This window comes from Vibrio owensii (genome assembly GCF_002021755.1).
GTDB lineage: Bacteria > Pseudomonadota > Gammaproteobacteria > Enterobacterales > Vibrionaceae > Vibrio > Vibrio owensii.
The window spans coordinates 2,435,562-2,452,644 of record NZ_CP019959.1 but is presented as its reverse complement, the minus strand read 5'-3'; the positions used below and the strand labels follow the sequence as shown (position 1 = coordinate 2,452,644).

At 45.1% G+C, this 17,083-nt stretch carries 14 protein-coding genes; 8 read left to right on the top strand and 6 right to left on the bottom strand.

Features of this window, described 5'->3' with window-relative positions; translation table 11 throughout:
* Positions 1-203: 203 nt before the first annotated feature.
* Entirely contained in the window at positions 204-872 is a 669-nt protein-coding gene (gene can, locus A9237_RS11360; protein WP_005439355.1) for a carbonate dehydratase, read from the top strand.
* Positions 873-960: 88 nt separating this feature from the next.
* Here the strand turns inward: can and hpt are convergent, their stop codons facing one another.
* Positions 961-1,491 carry a hypoxanthine phosphoribosyltransferase gene (hpt, locus tag A9237_RS11355; protein WP_005439354.1) on the bottom strand — a complete coding sequence of 177 codons (531 nt, stop codon included), beginning with the start codon at positions 1,489-1,491 and terminating at the stop codon, positions 961-963.
* 320 nt (positions 1,492-1,811) lie between these two features.
* Between hpt and opaR the strand changes: the two genes are divergently transcribed.
* Positions 1,812-2,429 carry a transcriptional regulator OpaR gene (gene opaR, locus A9237_RS11350; protein ID WP_009707563.1) on the top strand — a complete coding sequence of 206 codons (618 nt, stop codon included), beginning with the start codon at positions 1,812-1,814 and terminating at the stop codon, positions 2,427-2,429.
* A 331-nt stretch (positions 2,430-2,760) separates the two neighbouring features.
* On the opposite strand, the gene lpdA is transcribed toward opaR, so the two are convergent.
* The 5 genes from lpdA to ampD all read right to left on the bottom strand — a co-directional run bounded on the left by lpdA (position 2,761) and on the right by ampD (position 10,842).
* The gene (gene lpdA, locus A9237_RS11340; protein WP_005438019.1) at positions 2,761-4,191 is read right to left on the bottom strand and encodes a dihydrolipoyl dehydrogenase; all 1,431 of its coding nucleotides are present in this window, start codon (positions 4,189-4,191) and stop codon (positions 2,761-2,763) included.
* A gap of 243 nt (positions 4,192-4,434) precedes the next feature.
* Positions 4,435-6,369: a pyruvate dehydrogenase complex dihydrolipoyllysine-residue acetyltransferase gene (aceF, locus tag A9237_RS11335; RefSeq protein WP_078608197.1), complete on the bottom strand. Its 1,935-nt coding sequence runs from the start codon at positions 6,367-6,369 to the stop codon at positions 4,435-4,437.
* A gap of 30 nt (positions 6,370-6,399) precedes the next feature.
* Positions 6,400-9,063, bottom strand: a complete 2,664-nt coding sequence (aceE, locus tag A9237_RS11330) for a pyruvate dehydrogenase (acetyl-transferring), homodimeric type (protein ID WP_078608196.1) — start codon at positions 9,061-9,063, stop codon at positions 6,400-6,402.
* A 55-nt stretch (positions 9,064-9,118) separates the two neighbouring features.
* Entirely contained in the window at positions 9,119-9,886 is a 768-nt protein-coding gene (pdhR, locus tag A9237_RS11325) for a pyruvate dehydrogenase complex transcriptional repressor PdhR (protein ID WP_078608195.1), read from the bottom strand.
* A 404-nt stretch (positions 9,887-10,290) separates the two neighbouring features.
* Positions 10,291-10,842 carry a 1,6-anhydro-N-acetylmuramyl-L-alanine amidase AmpD gene (gene ampD / locus A9237_RS11320; protein WP_038896786.1) on the bottom strand — a complete coding sequence of 184 codons (552 nt, stop codon included), beginning with the start codon at positions 10,840-10,842 and terminating at the stop codon, positions 10,291-10,293.
* Between the two features lie 92 nt (positions 10,843-10,934).
* Here ampD and nadC point away from each other — a divergent pair, with 92 nt between their 5' ends.
* From nadC to coaE, 6 genes are all read left to right on the top strand, one after another.
* The gene (gene nadC / locus A9237_RS11315) at positions 10,935-11,822 is read left to right on the top strand and encodes a carboxylating nicotinate-nucleotide diphosphorylase (RefSeq protein WP_038896785.1); all 888 of its coding nucleotides are present in this window, start codon (positions 10,935-10,937) and stop codon (positions 11,820-11,822) included.
* Between the two features lie 264 nt (positions 11,823-12,086).
* A complete protein-coding gene (locus tag A9237_RS11305) occupies positions 12,087-12,572 on the top strand; it encodes a pilin (RefSeq protein WP_050905229.1) in 486 nt (161 codons plus the stop codon).
* Entirely contained in the window at positions 12,573-14,258 is a 1,686-nt protein-coding gene (gene pilB / locus A9237_RS11300) for a type IV-A pilus assembly ATPase PilB (protein ID WP_078608193.1), read from the top strand.
* 33 nt (positions 14,259-14,291) lie between these two features.
* Positions 14,292-15,515, top strand: coding sequence for a type II secretion system F family protein (locus A9237_RS11295; RefSeq protein WP_078608192.1), 1,224 nt, complete (start codon positions 14,292-14,294; stop codon positions 15,513-15,515).
* Positions 15,516-15,587: 72 nt separating this feature from the next.
* The gene (locus tag A9237_RS11290; RefSeq protein ID WP_078608191.1) at positions 15,588-16,457 is read left to right on the top strand and encodes a prepilin peptidase; all 870 of its coding nucleotides are present in this window, start codon (positions 15,588-15,590) and stop codon (positions 16,455-16,457) included.
* On the top strand, positions 16,458-17,072 hold the full coding sequence (gene coaE, locus A9237_RS11285; RefSeq protein WP_078608190.1) for a dephospho-CoA kinase: 615 nt from the start codon (positions 16,458-16,460) through the stop codon (positions 17,070-17,072). It abuts the gene before it with no gap.
* Positions 17,073-17,083: the final 11 nt, after the last annotated feature.

Sequence of the window (17,083 nt, the reverse complement as noted above, 5' to 3'; positions counted from 1 at the left end):
CACGAATTTGCTAGGCTTATTCGCATACTGAATGATGTCTGCATATTTTATGATTTTCACAGCGAGAACTAGTCAGATGAGTCATCTTGAATGAATATTTAACGGGATCGAAATTGTAACATTGTGTATAGTTACAGCGCTGATCGCTTTATAAGCACTGGTGAGTGGTTGGTTTTTTTAATTTTTAGGGAAGTAGATGTCAGATGCCGGAAATTAAACAATTATTCGAAAATAACTCTAAGTGGTCAGAAGAAATCAAATCTGATCGCCCAGAATATTTCGCAAAACTAGCGGAAGGTCAAAAGCCCGACTTTCTATGGATTGGTTGTTCAGACAGTCGTGTTCCTGCAGAGCGACTAACAGGGCTGTTCTCGGGCGAGTTATTTGTTCACCGAAATGTTGCAAACCAGGTCATCCACACCGACCTAAACTGCCTATCTGTGGTGCAATACGCGGTCGACGTATTAAAAGTGAAGCACATTATTGTCTGTGGTCACTATGGCTGTGGCGGCGTCAACGCTGCAATCGATAATCCTCAACTTGGCCTCATCAACAACTGGCTACTTCACATTCGTGATCTTTACTTCAAACACCGCCCTTACCTAGACCAAATGCCACTTGAGGACCGAGCTGACAAACTTGGTGAAATCAACGTTGCAGAGCAAGTTTACAACTTGGGTAACTCGACCATCATGCAAAACGCATGGGAGCGTGGGCAAGACGTAGAGATTCATGGCGTGGTATATGGGATTGAAGATGGACGCTTAGAGTACTTGGGCATTCGCTCAAACTCGAAAGAAACGGTGGAAGCGTCTTACCAAAAAGCACTCTCTACTATCCTGAACACAGATAACAAACTACTGTGTCGATGAGTTGAGAAGTATCAGCCAGACTGAATAAAAGAAAACGCCCGTTAAGTGATTAACGGGCGTTTTTGTATTCTTTGCAAAAGAGTAATGATTACTCTTGAGGTACCACTTTGCCGATGAACGGTAGGTGACGGTATTTCTGAGCGTAGTCGATACCCACACCAACAACGAACTCATCAGGAATAGCAAAACCAACGTAATCAACTGGCACTTCAACTTCGCGACGTGACGGCTTGTCTAGCAATGTACAAATCGCAATAGACTTAGGCTCGCGTAGAGATAGGATTTCACGGATCTTGTTTAGCGTGTTACCTGTGTCGATGATGTCTTCTACGATCAGTACGTCTTTGCCTTTGATGTCGTCATCTAGGTCTTTCAGGATACGCACGTCACGAGAGCTTTCCATTGTGTTGCCGTAGCTAGAAGCGGTCATAAAGTCGACTTGGTGAGTCAGTTCGATTGCACGTGCCAAATCTGCCATAAATACAAATGAACCACGCAGCAAACCAACCATTACCAGATCTTCGCTACCTTGGTAACGTTCAGTAATTTGTTTGCCTAATTCACGAATACGTTCCTGAACTTCTTGCTCAGAAATCATCACTTCTATTGTATGTTTCATACTGTGCTCAATTTTCTTTGTGGGTTGAGGTTGGTCGTACGCAAACGATCACCTTATCTTGCGGCGTGTAGTGTAACACCCCGCACCATGGGTTAAAAGCCGCTTCCCATTCCATTGAATTCTTGGATGAAAGTCTTAATTTTAGAACTTATCTAGTTGAATGAAACATCAATAATGACATTACTGTCTATAAATTACGCATCAGATGTTGACCTTGCACATATGCACCATTACACTCATCAATGCTTTAAGCAACTATTAAAATAATCAATTAGGGGATCATCCCCAAAACATCAACTCAAATGGCAAGGAAAATGGATATGGACTCAATAGCAAAGAGACCTCGTACTAGGCTTTCCCCTCTAAAACGTAAACAGCAACTGATGGAAATCGCTCTTGAAGTGTTTGCTCGTCGCGGCATTGGTCGTGGTGGTCACGCGGATATTGCAGAGATCGCTCAAGTTTCTGTTGCGACGGTATTTAACTACTTCCCTACTCGTGAAGACTTAGTGGATGAAGTTCTGAACCACGTTGTTCGTCAATTCTCGAACTTCTTGTCTGATAACATCGACTTAGACATCCATGCACGCGAGAACATCGCCAACATCACTAATGCAATGATTGAGCTAGTAAGCCAAGATTGCCATTGGCTGAAGGTTTGGTTCGAATGGAGCGCATCGACACGTGATGAAGTATGGCCGTTATTCGTGACCACAAACCGCACAAACCAACTATTGGTGCAAAACATGTTCATCAAAGCGATCGAACGTGGTGAAGTTTGTGACCAACATGAACCGGAACATTTGGCGAATCTGTTCCACGGTATTTGCTACTCTATCTTCGTACAAGCGAACCGCTCTAAGAGCGAAGCTGAGCTATCAACGCTCGTTAGCGCTTACCTAGATATGCTGTGCATCTACAACCGTGAACATCACTAAAAATAATTAGGCTTAAAACAAAGGCTGATACTTAAGTATCGGCCTTTTTTGTTTTTGGGAAACGAGAAGCGAGAAGCGAGAAGCGAGAAGCGAGAAGCGAGAAGCGAGAAGCGAGAAGCGAGAAGCGAGAAGCGAGAAGCGAGAAGCGAGCTTATTTTGTCTTTCGAGGGACAAATTCCGTCAACTCCTTTTAGAGCAGGGTCTCTTTCAATAGCCTCCTCTCGATTTATAAAGCGTAGCGCTCCCGAATCTCCAAGCACAGTATTCTTTTCTTCCAATAAAAAAACCGCTGACGAATCAGCGGTTTTTATCATTCAACGTTCAAGAAAAATTACTTTTTCTTTTTAACTGCTTTTTTGTTTGGAAGGTCAGTGATTGAACCTTCAAATACTTCAGCAGCTAGACCCACAGACTCGTGTAGAGTTGGGTGAGCGTGGATAGTTAGTGCGATATCTTCAGCATCACAACCCATCTCGATAGCTAGGCCGATTTCACCAAGTAGTTCACCACCGTTAGTACCAACGATAGCACCACCGATTACGCGGTGAGTTTCTTTATCGAAGATTAGCTTAGTCATACCGTCTGCACAGTCAGACGCGATTGCACGACCTGATGCTGCCCATGGGAATGTTGCCACTTCGTAGTTGATGCCTTCTGCTTTCGCTTCTTTCTCTGTCTTACCAACCCATGCCACTTCTGGCTCAGTGTAAGCGATTGAAGGAATAACTTTAGGATCGAAGTAGTGCTTCTTACCAGAGATAACTTCTGCAGCAACGTGACCTTCATGCACACCTTTGTGAGCAAGCATTGGTTGGCCAACTACGTCGCCGATTGCGTGGATGTGAGGAACGTTAGTACGCATTTGCTTATCAACGTTGATAAAGCCGCGCTCGTCCACTTCAATACCAGCTTTTTCAGCATCGATAAGCGCACCGTTTGGTACACGACCGATAGCAACAAGAACCGCATCGTAACGCTCAGCTTCTGCTGGCGCTTTTTTGCCTTCCATTGAAACGTAGATACCATCTTCTTTCGCTTCAACTGCAGTTACTTTAGTCTCAAGCATTAGCTTGAACTTGTCTTTAATACGCTTAGTGAAAACTTTAACGATGTCTTTATCCGCAGCTGGGATAACTTGGTCAAACATCTCTACTACGTCTACTTTAGAACCTAGTGAGTGGTAAACCGTACCCATTTCTAGACCGATGATACCACCACCCATGATAAGCAGTTTTTCTGGTACTTCCTTCAGTTCTAGCGCATCCGTTGAATCCCAAATACGTGGGTCTTCATGCGGGATGAATGGCAGTTTGATTGGGCGAGAACCCGCAGCAATGATAGCGTTGTCGAAGTTAACCGTTGTTGCTTCGCCTTCGCCTTCTACAAGGATAGAGTTAGGGCTTGTGAACTTACCGTAGCCGTTTACTACAGTAACGTTACGCATCTTAGCCATACCGCTAAGACCGCCAGTCAGTTGGTTTACAACTTTCTCTTTCCAGATACGGATTTTGCTGATGTCTGTTTGTGGTTCGCCAAACACAACACCGTGCTCAGCCATCGCTTTCGCTTCTTCGATAACTTTTGAAACGTGAAGAAGTGCTTTAGATGGAATACAACCAACGTTTAGACATACACCGCCAAGAGTGCTGTAACGTTCAACTAGTACTGTTTCTAGACCTAAGTCCGCACAACGGAATGCAGCTGAGTAACCAGCAGGACCAGAACCAAGTACAACAACTTGGGCTTTAATTTCTTTGCTCATTGTGACCTCTTGTAGTCATTATCCCTAACAGGCTGAGTAGATGTTCTTAAATTATTAGGCTTTCAAACGGTCAATATTTTACAGAGATGTTAACAGTGTGAAAGCAGCTTTAAGTTAGCCTGTGAGCTAGACAACAATTCATCTTTCAGATTCTGAACGATGTGAGAAATTGTCGTCTAAAAATAGTCTTTTATATAAAGAAGTAAGGTGACCCGAAAGCCACCTTAACTATTACTTTCTATATTACAGTACTAGGCGACGAATGTCTGATAGTGCACCGTTTAGGAAAGTAATGAAGCGTGCACCTTCTGCACCATCGATCACACGGTGGTCGTATGATAGAGACAGTGGAAGCTGTAGACGTGGTTCGAACTCTTTACCGTTCCACACTGGCTTCATTTCAGATTTAGATACACCTAGGATACCAACTTCTGGCGCGTTTACGATTGGTGTAAACGCTGTACCGCCGATACCGCCAAGGCTAGAGATTGTGAAACAACCGCCTTGCATATCAGCTGCTGTAAGCTTGCCTGCACGTGCTTTCTTAGAAACTGCCATTAGCTCTTCAGATAGCTCGTAGATGCCTTTCTTGTTCACGTCTTTAAATACTGGAACAACAAGGCCGTTTGGCGTATCTACTGCAATACCTACGTTCACGTACTTCTTAAGAATGATGCTTTCGCCATCTTCAGAAAGTGAAGAGTTAAACGCTGGGAACGCTTCTAGTGCTTTCGCTACCGCTTTCATGATGAACACAAGAGGAGTGATCTTCATGCCAGTGTCTTTCTTCGTTTCGATTGCGTTCTGTTCTTTACGGAATGCTTCTAGCTCAGTGATGTCAGCGTTATCCCACTGTGTAACATGAGGGATCATCACCCAGTTACGGTGTAGGTTTGCACCAGAGATTTTCTTGATCTTAGACAGCTTCTGAACTTCAGTTTCGCCGAACTTGCTGAAGTCAACTTTTGGCCAAGGCAGTAGACCAAGTGCTGCACCGTCGCCTTTGCCAGATGCTGCTGCTGCACCTGCGCCAGACTCAAGACGCTTAAGCGCATCTTTCACGTAGTTTTGAACGTCTTCTTTTAGGATACGGCTCTTACGACCAGAACCTTTAACCTTAGATAGGTTTACGCCAAACTCACGAGCTAGACGACGAACAACTGGAGACGCATGTGCGTATTCGTTGTTTTCTTGGAAATCGTTCGCTGCAGTTGCCGCCGCTGGAGCTTCAGCTTTTGGTGCAGGAGCTGCTGCTGGAGCAGGTGCTGCCGCTTGAGCTGGAGCCGCCGCAGGAGCAGGTGCTGCGCCTTCCACAACGAAAGTCATGATTAGAGAGCCAGTCGTTACTTTGTCGCCTTCAGCAATCTTGATCTCTTTGACTGTACCTGCGAATGGTGCTGGTACTTCCATAGAAGCTTTGTCGCCTTCTACAGTAATTAGAGATTGCTCTTCTTCTACTGTATCGCCAACTTTAACCATGATCTCAGTAACTTCTACTTCGTCACCGCCGATATCTGGAACGTTAACTTCTTTTTCGGCTGCGGCCGGCGCTCCGGATGCCGCAGGAGCTGCTGCTGGAGCCGCTTCAACTGCAGGAGCAGCTGCTACTGGCGCACCAGAGCCTGCTACTTCGAATACCATCACAAGAGAGCCAGTTGTTACTGAATCACCTTCAGCAATCTTGATCTCTTTAACCGTACCTGCAAATGGTGCTGGTACTTCCATAGAAGCTTTGTCGCCTTCTACAGTTAGAAGTGACTGCTCTTCTTCTACTGCATCGCCAACTTTAACCATGATCTCAGTAACTTCTACTTCGTCGCCACCGATATCTGGAACGTGAACTTCTTTCAGTTCTGCCGCTGCAGGAGCTGCAACTGGTGCTGCTTCAACTGCTGGTGCTGCTTCAACTGATGGAGCTGCCGCAGGAGCCGCTTCTGCAGCGGCACCTTCAGCTTCGAAAATCATGATTAGAGAACCAGTCGTAACAGAATCACCTTCTGCTACTTTGATTTCTTTAACGATACCTGCTTGAGACGCTGGAACTTCCATAGAAGCTTTGTCGCCTTCAACAGTGATAAGAGACTGCTCTTCTTCAACCTTGTCGCCAACGCTTACAAGAATCTCAGTAACTTCAACCTCATCCGCACCGATGTCAGGTACATTAATTTCGATTGCCATTGCTTATTTACCTTCTAGTTAAGCGCTGTATTAAGCGTAAAGTGGGTTTGTTTTTTCAGTGTCGATGTTGAACTTAGCAATCGCTTCAACGACGACTGACTTCTCAACATCACCACGTTTCGCTAGTTCAGTAAGAGCTGCAACAACTACGTAGCCCGCGTTAACTTCGAAGTGACGACGTAGGTTCTCACGGCTGTCAGAACGACCGTAACCATCAGTACCAAGTACTTTGTAAGACTCAGAAGGCATGAACGCACGAACTTGCTCAGAGTAGTTCTTCATGTAGTCAGTCGCTGCGATTGCTGGCTCAGTACCCATAACTTGTGCAATGTAAGGTACTTTTGCTTCTGCTTCTGGGTGAAGCATGTTGTAACGCTCTGCGTCTTGACCGTCACGAGTTAGCTCGTTGAACGATGTTACAGAGAACACGTCAGATGCGATGCCGTACTCTTCGCTTAGGATAGTCGCGGCTTTACGTACTTCGTTCATGATAGTACCAGAGCCCATTAGCTGAACTTTAGACTTGTCACCTGCGTAAGACTCAAGCTTGTAGATACCCTTACGGATGCCTTCTTCAGCGCCTTCTGGCATTGCTGGCATTGCGTAGTTTTCGTTCATTACCGTTAGGTAGTAGAACACGTTCTCTTGGTTCTCACCGTACATGCGACGGATACCGTCTTGCATGATTACTGCAACTTCGTAAGCGAATGTTGGGTCGTAAGAGATACAGTTAGGAACTGTATTCGCCATGATGTGCGAGTGACCATCTTCGTGCTGTAGACCTTCACCGTTTAGCGTTGTACGACCAGCAGTAGCACCTAGTAGGAAACCACGAGCTTGTTGGTCACCAGCCATCCACGCCATATCACCTACACGTTGGAAACCAAACATTGAGTAGTAGATGTAGAACGGGATCATTGGTAGATCGTTCGTGCTGTATGACGTTGCTGCTGCAACCCATGAAGCCATTGAACCTAGTTCGTTGATACCTTCTTGTAGAACCTGACCTGAAGTTGCTTCTTTGTAGTAAGAAACGATGTCGCGATCTTGAGGTGTGTAGTTCTGACCGTGCGGGTTGTAAATACCGATCTGACGGAATAAACCTTCCATACCGAACGTACGAGCTTCGTCACAGATGATAGGAACGATGTTCTTACCAATGTTCTTGTTCTTAAGCAGGATATTAAGAGTACGAACGTAAGCCATTGTTGTAGAGATATCACGCTTCTGCTCACTTAGTAGCGGAGCGAACTCTTCTAGCTCAGGTGTTTTGAATTCTTGAGTGAACTTAGGTAGACGCTGTGGCGTGTAACCTTTCAGAGCTTTACGACGAGCGTGTAGGTATTCGTACTCCGCTGTACCTTCTTCAAGTTTCAGATATGGAAGTTCTTTCACTGCTTCGTCAGTTAGGATGTCTTGAAGACCTAGACGATCACGTAGGTGTAGTACGTGAGTCATATCCATCTTCTTAACTTGGTGCGCGATGTTCTTACCTTCAGCCGCTTCACCCATGCCGTAACCTTTAACAGTCTTCGCTAGGATTACTGTTGGACGACCTTTAGTTTCTGCCGCGTTTTTGTAAGCTGCGTACAGTTTAGAAGACTCGTGACCACCGCGCTTAAGTGCGAAGATTTCGTCATCAGTCATGTCTGCAACTAGTGCTGCAGTCTCAGGGTACTTACCAAAGAAGTGTTCACGTACGTAAGCACCGTCTTTAGATTTAAATGTTTGGTAGTCACCATCTACAGTTTCGTTCATCAACTGTAGAAGCTTGCCTGTTGTATCTTTAGCAAGTAGAGCATCCCAGTTGCTACCCCAGATAACTTTAACAACGTTCCAGCCAGCGCCTTTGAATAGACCTTCTAGCTCTTGGATGATGCTACCGTTACCCATTACAGGACCGTCTAGACGCTGTAGGTTACAGTTGATTAGGAATGTTAGGTTGTCTAGTTTCTCACGCGCAGCGAAAGAAAGTGAACCACGTGATTCTGGCTCATCCATTTCACCGTCACCTAGGAATGCGTATACACGCTGTGCAGAAGTGTCTTTCAGACCACGACCGTCTAGGTACTTAAGGAAACGCGCTTGGTAGATCGCAGAAATTGGACCAAGACCCATAGATACTGTTGGGAACTGCCAGAACTCAGGCATCAATTTAGGGTGCGGGTATGATGGGATACCTTTACCGTCTACTTCTTGACGGAAGTTGTCTAGCTGCTCTTCAGTTAGACGACCTTCAACGAATGCACGAGCGTAGATGCCCGGAGAGATGTGACCTTGGTAGTAAACTAGATCGCCACCGTCCGTCTCGTTTGGAGCACGGAAGAAGTGGTTGAAACAAACTTCGTAGAACGCCGCTGCTGATTGGTAAGAAGCCATGTGACCACCTAGGTCTAGGTCTTTCTTAGAAGCACGCAATACGATCATGATTGCGTTCCAGCGAATAATCGAACGAATACGACGCTCAAGAGTTACGTCACCAGGGTAAGCTGGTTCTTGTGCTGCTGGAATAGTGTTGATGTAGTTTGTGTTGATGCCAGTTGGCATATCAACGCCGTCTAGACGTGCTTTTTCTAGAACGGTTTCTAGTAGAAACTGTGCACGTTCTACACCTTCTTCACGAACAACTGATTCAAGGGCTTGTAGCCAATCTTGAGTTTCCAGTGCATCTACGTCATGCTTCATGTCAGACATGGCGATCTATCCTTCTGTTGGTTGGATCTACTTATTTAAGTAAGCGGTTCTTGTATTAAGAATCGTTACCTTGCTGAATTCGACGCAGAGAACGCTCTCGTCGAGACTCTTCTCGAGTCAAATCCAACAATGTTTCTTCGATATAAGCTAAATGTGAGTGAGACATTTCACGCGCCTTTTCAGGCTGACCAGAAACAATCGCATCCACGATATTAGCTCTGTGTTTACTTACTTTATCGACCACTTCTTCGCGGCGATGTAAGAGCTTTAGATTCTGTAGAACATTTTGCTCAAGCAAAGGCGCAAGGCTACGAACAATATGAAGCAACACAACATTGTGCGCCGCTTCCGTTAAAGCAATAAGGAACTGCATTACTGCTGTGGCTTCCGCTTCAACGTTGTCGCTTTTTTGCTCTTCACTGATTTGATTCAGGCAAGCTTGAATGCGTGCAAAATCTTCTTCGGTACCACGCAATGCTGCAAAGTACGCCGAAATTCCTTCCATCGCATGACGCGATTCAAGTAGGTCTAACTGCGTTTCGGAGTGAGTCGACAACAAGTTCAACAAAGGATCTGAAAAGCTTTTCCAGATGTTTTCGCTAACGAATGTGCCACCGCCTTGACGGCGAGTAAGCAAACGCTTTGCTTCCAAGCGTTGAATGGCTTCACGGACAGATGGACGAGACACATCGAACTGCTTAGCGAGTTCGCGCTCTGGTGGCAACTGCTGCCCCGGAGACAATGTTCCTTCCACAATCAACCTTTCTAACTCTTGTTCAATAACATCAGAGAGTTTTGGCTGACGAATCCTTTGATAAGCCATAATTTATTGTTCTTCTACTCTTGCAGGTAATTGGTAATACCAATTTTAAGATGGTGCAGAAATTAACATAATTAAAACGCCACTGTCCAGCCAAAAATTGACCTAAATCATAGAACAGACTTACAACCAACACTCTGATAACAATCGACTATTAAAACGGCAATAAAATTGGTATGACCAATTACATAAACAAAACAGATGGGAGCTCTGCGTGCTAGTAAATTTGATCAACAAAAACAAAAAATGACAAAATTATCTGTACACTTTTGCACCGATCGCCGATTTAAGCGTTCAAAATGTAGTTAACTTTTAACAAGCGCTCATATTTCTTGTATCGAAAAAAGGCATACCTGAGTGTATGCCTTATTTATTTCTGTTTTTTGAATTTACACTTTCGCTACAAGTTAGCGTTTTATCTGGTGTCGGAACTTGACCCAGTCAAAGCTTAGACCAGGATCGGCTTTTCTCAAGGGAGCGATATACTGATGCCCCGTGATTCTCGGCAAGGTGATTTTTGGGTAGGAATGCATTACAGCTTGGGTCAATGCAGTAAGTGATTGATATTGCTCTTCTGTGTACGCAACAAACTCAGTACCTTCCAACTCAATACCAATTGAATAGTCATTACAGCGTTCTCGGCCAGCGAAGCTGGATTGTCCTGCATGCCATGCTCTGTCTAAAAAAGAAACAAACTGAACAATCTCGCCATCACGCTTAATTAAACAATGTGCCGAAACGCCCATTTTGTGAATTACTTCAAAAAATGGGTGTGTATTGGGGTCAAGGTTGCCCGTGAAAAAGTCTTCTATATAAGAGCCACCAAATTGACCTGGTGGCAGACTGATGTTGTGAACCACCAGCAGAGAGATGTCATTTTTATCAGAACGAGCATCAAAAAATGGCGATGGGACGTGCTTAGCCTCCGTCAACCAACCATTCTCGATTTTTAGGCACATATCAACCTCTCTACTTTGCAAATTAACTGCTGAAATTATTGACACCGGAGAGTATCATTCGTTGCCATCTCCCTTTCAAGACAAGATTTGCGATGAAGAACACACACAACAGCCAAGAACGCCTAGAATACCTTAAGCAACAACTTCCATTAGAAATCACTCGCGCCGTAGCCGATACCCTAAAAGAAGATCTAGGTGGCACATTGGATGCAGACAAAGACATCACCGCATCGCTTATCCCTGCTGACGCTATTAACACCGCAACCATCATCACTCGTGAACACGGTGTATTTTGTGGCCAAGCATGGGCAGATGAAGTATTTAAACAACTGGGTGGCAAAGTGACCATCGAGTGGCATGTAAAAGATGGCGACAAGGTTGAACCAAACCAAACACTTTGCACACTGACAGGTCCTGCTCGTGATTTGCTCACTGGCGAGCGCAACGCAATGAACTTTATTCAAACCCTTTCAGGTTGCGCGACCATTACCGCAGAGTACGCAGAGAAAATTGCTCACACTGAATGCCGTCTATTAGATACACGTAAAACGATTCCTGGTCTACGTAGTGCGCTTAAATACGCAGTAGCTTGTGGCGGTGGTTTCAACCATCGTATAGGTGTGTTCGATGCCTACCTTATTAAAGAAAACCACATCATTGCTTGTGGCGGCATTACTCAAGCGATCACTACCGCAAAAGAATTGAACCCAGGCAAGCCTGTTGAGGTTGAGACGGAAAGCTTGGATGAGCTAAAAGAAGCGATTGAAGCAGGTGCAGACATCATCATGCTAGACAACTTCACGACAGATATGATGCGTGAAGCGGTCGCGATCAACGCAGGTCGTGCGGCGTTAGAAAACTCAGGTAACGTTACTCTAGAAACCATCGCTGAATATGCAGAAACTGGCGTCGATTACATCTCGGTAGGCGCTCTGACCAAGCATCTAAAAGCGATGGATCTTTCGATGCGCTTCAAGTAATTCCAGAGAACCAAGCGAGACTAACTCTCTTAATCTCATAGAGTTACGCTTTTCAAACCGCAATAAAGAGCCGCAAGGCTCTTTATTTTTATCCGCTTAAAAAATAACACCACTCGCAAAACCTTGCATGCAATATGCAACTTCAGTGCAAAGATCTTTATCTCACTCGAGAGCCACTTCGTTTCCAGTTTCCACTTGTTTCTACTCTTTTTACTCTTCTGCCCCATGCATAAGCATTAACTAAATTTATCTTAAGGAAAGAAGATGAAAACGAATAAACAGAAAAAGCAGCAAGGTTTTACGCTGATTGAATTGATGATTGTCGTGGCGATTATCGGTATCTTGGCTGCGTTTGCAGTGCCTGCTTACCAAAATTACACTAACAAAACTCACGCTTCTGAAATGCTCAGCACTGCTTCAGCTATGAAAGCTGGTGTAGGTGTTTGTCTGTTAAGTGGAGGAACTAATTGCGCAGCTGGACAACCCAATGTTCCCGCAGCTCAGGACTTTGATAAGGGTACAGGAAATGCATTTGCCATAACGTCTGACGTTGCAGTCACTGCTGCTGCAACCTCATCAGCAGCCGCGACTATCACAGGAACAGTTACTGCAACTGTAGATGGAACAAAAGGTAAAGCTGGTCTTAAAAAGAACGGAACTATTAAATTGACGCCTACGTTAACTATGTCAGGGGTTACATGGGCTGTAACGTGTGATCTTGGTAGTAATGACTTCTGCCCTAAAAGTTAAATGCTAACCAACCTCTCAACAGTTCTTCGCCAAGCAGGGATACTGACCTTTTCCCAAGAAGAACTGTTACTTGAGCAAGCTAAGGCTTCTGGTATATCAATGCCAGAGGCTTTGCTCAATTCTGGCTTTTTCCAATCTCATGAATTAACGGAGCACCTAAGCTCTGTTTTTGGGCTTTCGTGCACTTCTCTCAATCAATACGATTACGCTTCGTTATGCCAAACGCTAGGTTTGCGAGATTTGATCACTCGGCACAACGCTCTGCCGCTTAATCGCACCTCATCCACTTTGATTCTCGCGGTTGCCGATCCAACCAATCTTCAAGCCGAAGACGACTTTCGTTTTGCAACAGGTTTGCAAGTCGAACTTGTTCTGGCTGATTTTCGAGAGCTGACCGCTGCCATTCGGCGCTTATATGGCCGAGCACTTGGGCAGGAAAAGTCGAGGTTAAAAGAAATAAACCAAGATGAGCTCGCAAGCTTGGTTGAGATTGGAGATGATGAGATTGAGAACATTGAAGATCTCAGTCAAGACGAATCGCCCGTCAGTCGCTATATCAACCAGATCCTGCTCGATGCCGTTCGTAAAGGGGCTTCCGATATTCACTTCGAACCCTACGAAAACATGTATCGAGTGCGTTTACGCTGCGACGGCATCTTGATTGAAATTCAACAGCCACCTAGCCACTTAAGCCGTCGTCTCTCTGCCCGAATAAAGATCCTATCTAAGCTTGATATTGCTGAACGTCGCTTACCTCAAGATGGACGGATCAAACTTAAGTTAAACCAAGACACCGCCATTGATATGCGCGTTTCTACACTGCCAACCCTATTTGGGGAGAAGATCGTACTGCGTTTGCTCGACAGCAGCTCTGCAGCATTAGATATCAATAAACTTGGTTATAGCGACCAACAGAAGCAGCTTTATTTGGATGCTCTGCGTCGGCCACAAGGTATGATTTTGATGACGGGTCCAACAGGTAGTGGCAAAACCGTTTCTCTTTACACAGGGCTAAGCATTCTTAACAAACCAGAGATCAACATCTCGACTGCGGAAGACCCTGTGGAGATAAACTTACCCGGCATTAACCAAGTTCAAGTTCAACCTAAGATCGGTTTTGGTTTTGCCGAAGCCTTGCGATCTTTCTTACGCCAAGATCCTGATGTAGTCATGGTAGGTGAGATCCGAGACCTCGATACGGCAGAAATCGCGATCAAAGCATCGCAAACTGGTCACTTGGTTCTTTCCACTTTACATACCAACTCGGCCGCTGAAACCGTAATCCGCTTATCCAACATGGGTGTAGAAAGCTTTAACCTTGCCTCCTCACTCAGTTTGATCATCGCCCAACGGTTAGCACGCAAATTGTGCCCGCACTGTAGACAACCGCAAGAGCCAAATGCCCAACTGCAACATATTGGGATTACCAACACAGAACATGTCTTTAAAGCCAATCCAGATGGTTGTAACGAGTGTACCCACGGTTATTCAGGTCGAACGGGCATCTATGAAGTGATGAAGTTTGATGAATCCCTATCTGAAGCGCTCATAAAAGGAGCTTCAGTACACGAATTAGAAAAACTCGCTATCGCCAAAGGGATGCAAACCCTACAAATGTCTGGCATCGAAAAACTCAAACAAGGCGTCACTAGCTTCAGCGAATTACAACGCGTTCTCTACTTTTAACTTTTTCAGAAATTTTAGGCAGTCACTCCGCTTATGAAAACCATCACTCCCCAACTTAAGAACTACCGTTGGAAAGGCATCAATAGCTCAGGCAAAAAGACCTCAGGTAATGTCCTCGCCATGACGGAAATCGAAGTAAGAGAACGCCTCGACGCTCAGCACATCAAAATTAAGAAACTGAAAAAGGGCAGTATTTCTTTTATCACTAAACTAAGCCACAGAGTCAAAGGTAAAGACATCACGGTGTTTACTCGCCAAATTGCTACCATGCTGATGACGGGTGTACCAATCGTTCAAGCACTCAAGTTGGTTTCGGAGAACCATAAAAAAGCGGAAATGAAATCGATTTTAATGAGTGTGACACGGGCTATTGAAGCCGGAACGCCAATGTCGAAAGCCATGCGTACCGCTAGCACGCATTTTGACCCGCTTTATACCGATTTAATCGCAACGGGTGAGCAGTCTGGTAACTTATCCCAAGTCTTCGAGCGTTTGGCAACCTACAGAGAAAAGAGCGAACAGTTACGCGCGAAAGTGATCAAAGCGCTTATTTACCCGGCCATGGTTGTCTTGGTTGCCCTAGGTGTCTCCTACCTAATGCTGACCCGAGTCATTCCTGAATTTGAAAAGATGTTTGTCGGCTTTGGTGCGGATTTACCTGCTTTTACTCAGATGGTATTAGACCTCTCTGCTTGGACTCAAAACTGGGGTCCCTTCATTGGACTCGGTTTCTTGAGTCTCTTGATCGGCTCAAAAGTCATATCGAACCGCTCTGATTCTTTCAAGCTATTGCTCGCTCGATCCAGTTTAAAGATTCCCATCTTGGGCCCTGTTTTATCCAAAGCCGCCATTGCCAAGTTTAGCCGTACGCTTGCCACCAGTTTTAGTGCCGGTATCCCAATCCTCACCGCGTTAAAAACCACCTCAAAGACCTCGGGTAACATGCACTATCAATTGGCAATAGAAGAGGTGTACCGAGATACGGCTGCGGGTATGCCGATGTATATTGCCATGCGCAACTGCAATGTCTTCCCCGAGCTAGTATTGCAAATGGTCATGATTGGCGAAGAATCTGGCCGTTTGGATGACATGCTCAACAAGATTGCTGCAATTTACGAGTTTGAGGTCGATAATACCGTCGATAACCTAAGTAAGATTTTAGAGCCGCTGATCATCGTTTTTCTCGGGGTCGTTGTTGGCGGTTTGGTCACAGCAATGTACTTGCCAATCTTTAACTTGATGAGCGTATTGGGATAGAATGATCCTTTAGCAAATTAATTCCTTCAAAACAGCATCTTGCTTGTTTGATTCATCGCTCAAGAGACAGATATGGAAGTATTCCAGTACTACCCATGGCTATTCGTTGTATTTGCCACGGTTTTCGGTTTGATCGTGGGTAGTTTCCTCAACGTTTTTATTTATCGATTACCCAAAATCATGGAATTAGAATGGCGACGCGAATGCGCGGAATCATTCCCTGAATACAAAATAGAACCACCAAAAGAGACGCTGACGTTAAGCGTACCACGCTCATCTTGTCAGCAATGTGGCACTCAAATTCGTATTCGTGACAATATCCCAGTGATTAGTTGGTTGCTTCTGCGCGGTAAATGTCACAACTGCCAATCTCCTATCAGTGCACGCTACCCTCTTATCGAACTGCTTACTGCCTTTTGTTCGGGTTTTATCGCTTTTCACTTCGGTTTTAGCTACTTCACTGTCGCGCTGGTTTTCTTTACCTTTGTATTGATTGCCGCCACGTTTATCGATCTCGATGCCATGCTGTTGCCAGACCAGCTTACATTGCCATTAATGTGGGCAGGTATTGCTCTCGCGCTTTCTGGTATCAGCCCTGTGAACCTACAAGACTCCATCATTGGGGCAATGGCAGGTTATCTATGTCTTTGGAGTGTTTACTGGTTGTTTAAGCTCCTTACAGGCAAAGAAGGCATGGGCTATGGTGACTTTAAACTTCTTGCCGCATTAGGTGCTTGGTTGGGTTGGCAATCGCTACCGATGATCATTCTGCTTTCATCAGTAGTGGCCGTCATCTTTGGTCTTATCCAACTGCGTTTGCAAAAACAAGGTATCGAGAAAGCCTTTCCTTTCGGCCCTTACCTTGCAATTGCGGGATGGGTGAGCCTAATTTGGGGCAATCAAATCCTCAACTGGTACTTTACGTCGATTCTAGGAGTGTAAATGGCTTTTGTTATTGGCTTAACTGGCGGTATTGCGAGTGGCAAAACCACGGTGGCAAACCTATTCAAACAGCAGTTCAAAATCGACATTGTCGATGCTGATATCGTAGCTCGCGAAGTTGTAGAACCGGGAACTCCCGGACTTAATGCTATCGTTGAACACTTTGGTGCGGATATTGTTCACGATGATCAGACACTTGATAGAGCCAAATTAAGAGAAAAGATCTTCTCCAATCCAGAAGAGAAAGCATGGCTTAATGGTTTATTGCATCCGATGATTCGTGAAAAGATGATCGAAGATTTGGAGCAAGTCACATCGGACTATGCCCTCTTGGTTGTACCTTTATTGGTAGAGAACAAGCTTGATAGCTTATGTGATCGAGTTCTTGTCGTCGATGTTGACCCACAACCCCAGATCTCCAGAACTGTAAAACGCGATAACGTAAGCGAACAGCAGGCAAATGCGATCTTGGCGTCCCAGGCTTCTCGTGAGCAACGGCTTGCTCTGGCGGATGATGTGGTGAAGAATAATCCAGATGACCCAGATCTTTTGCTTCAAATCACAGATTTACACGAAAAGTACCTAGCCATGTGTAAGAAAAATCTGCGAAAATAGGAATGAAACTC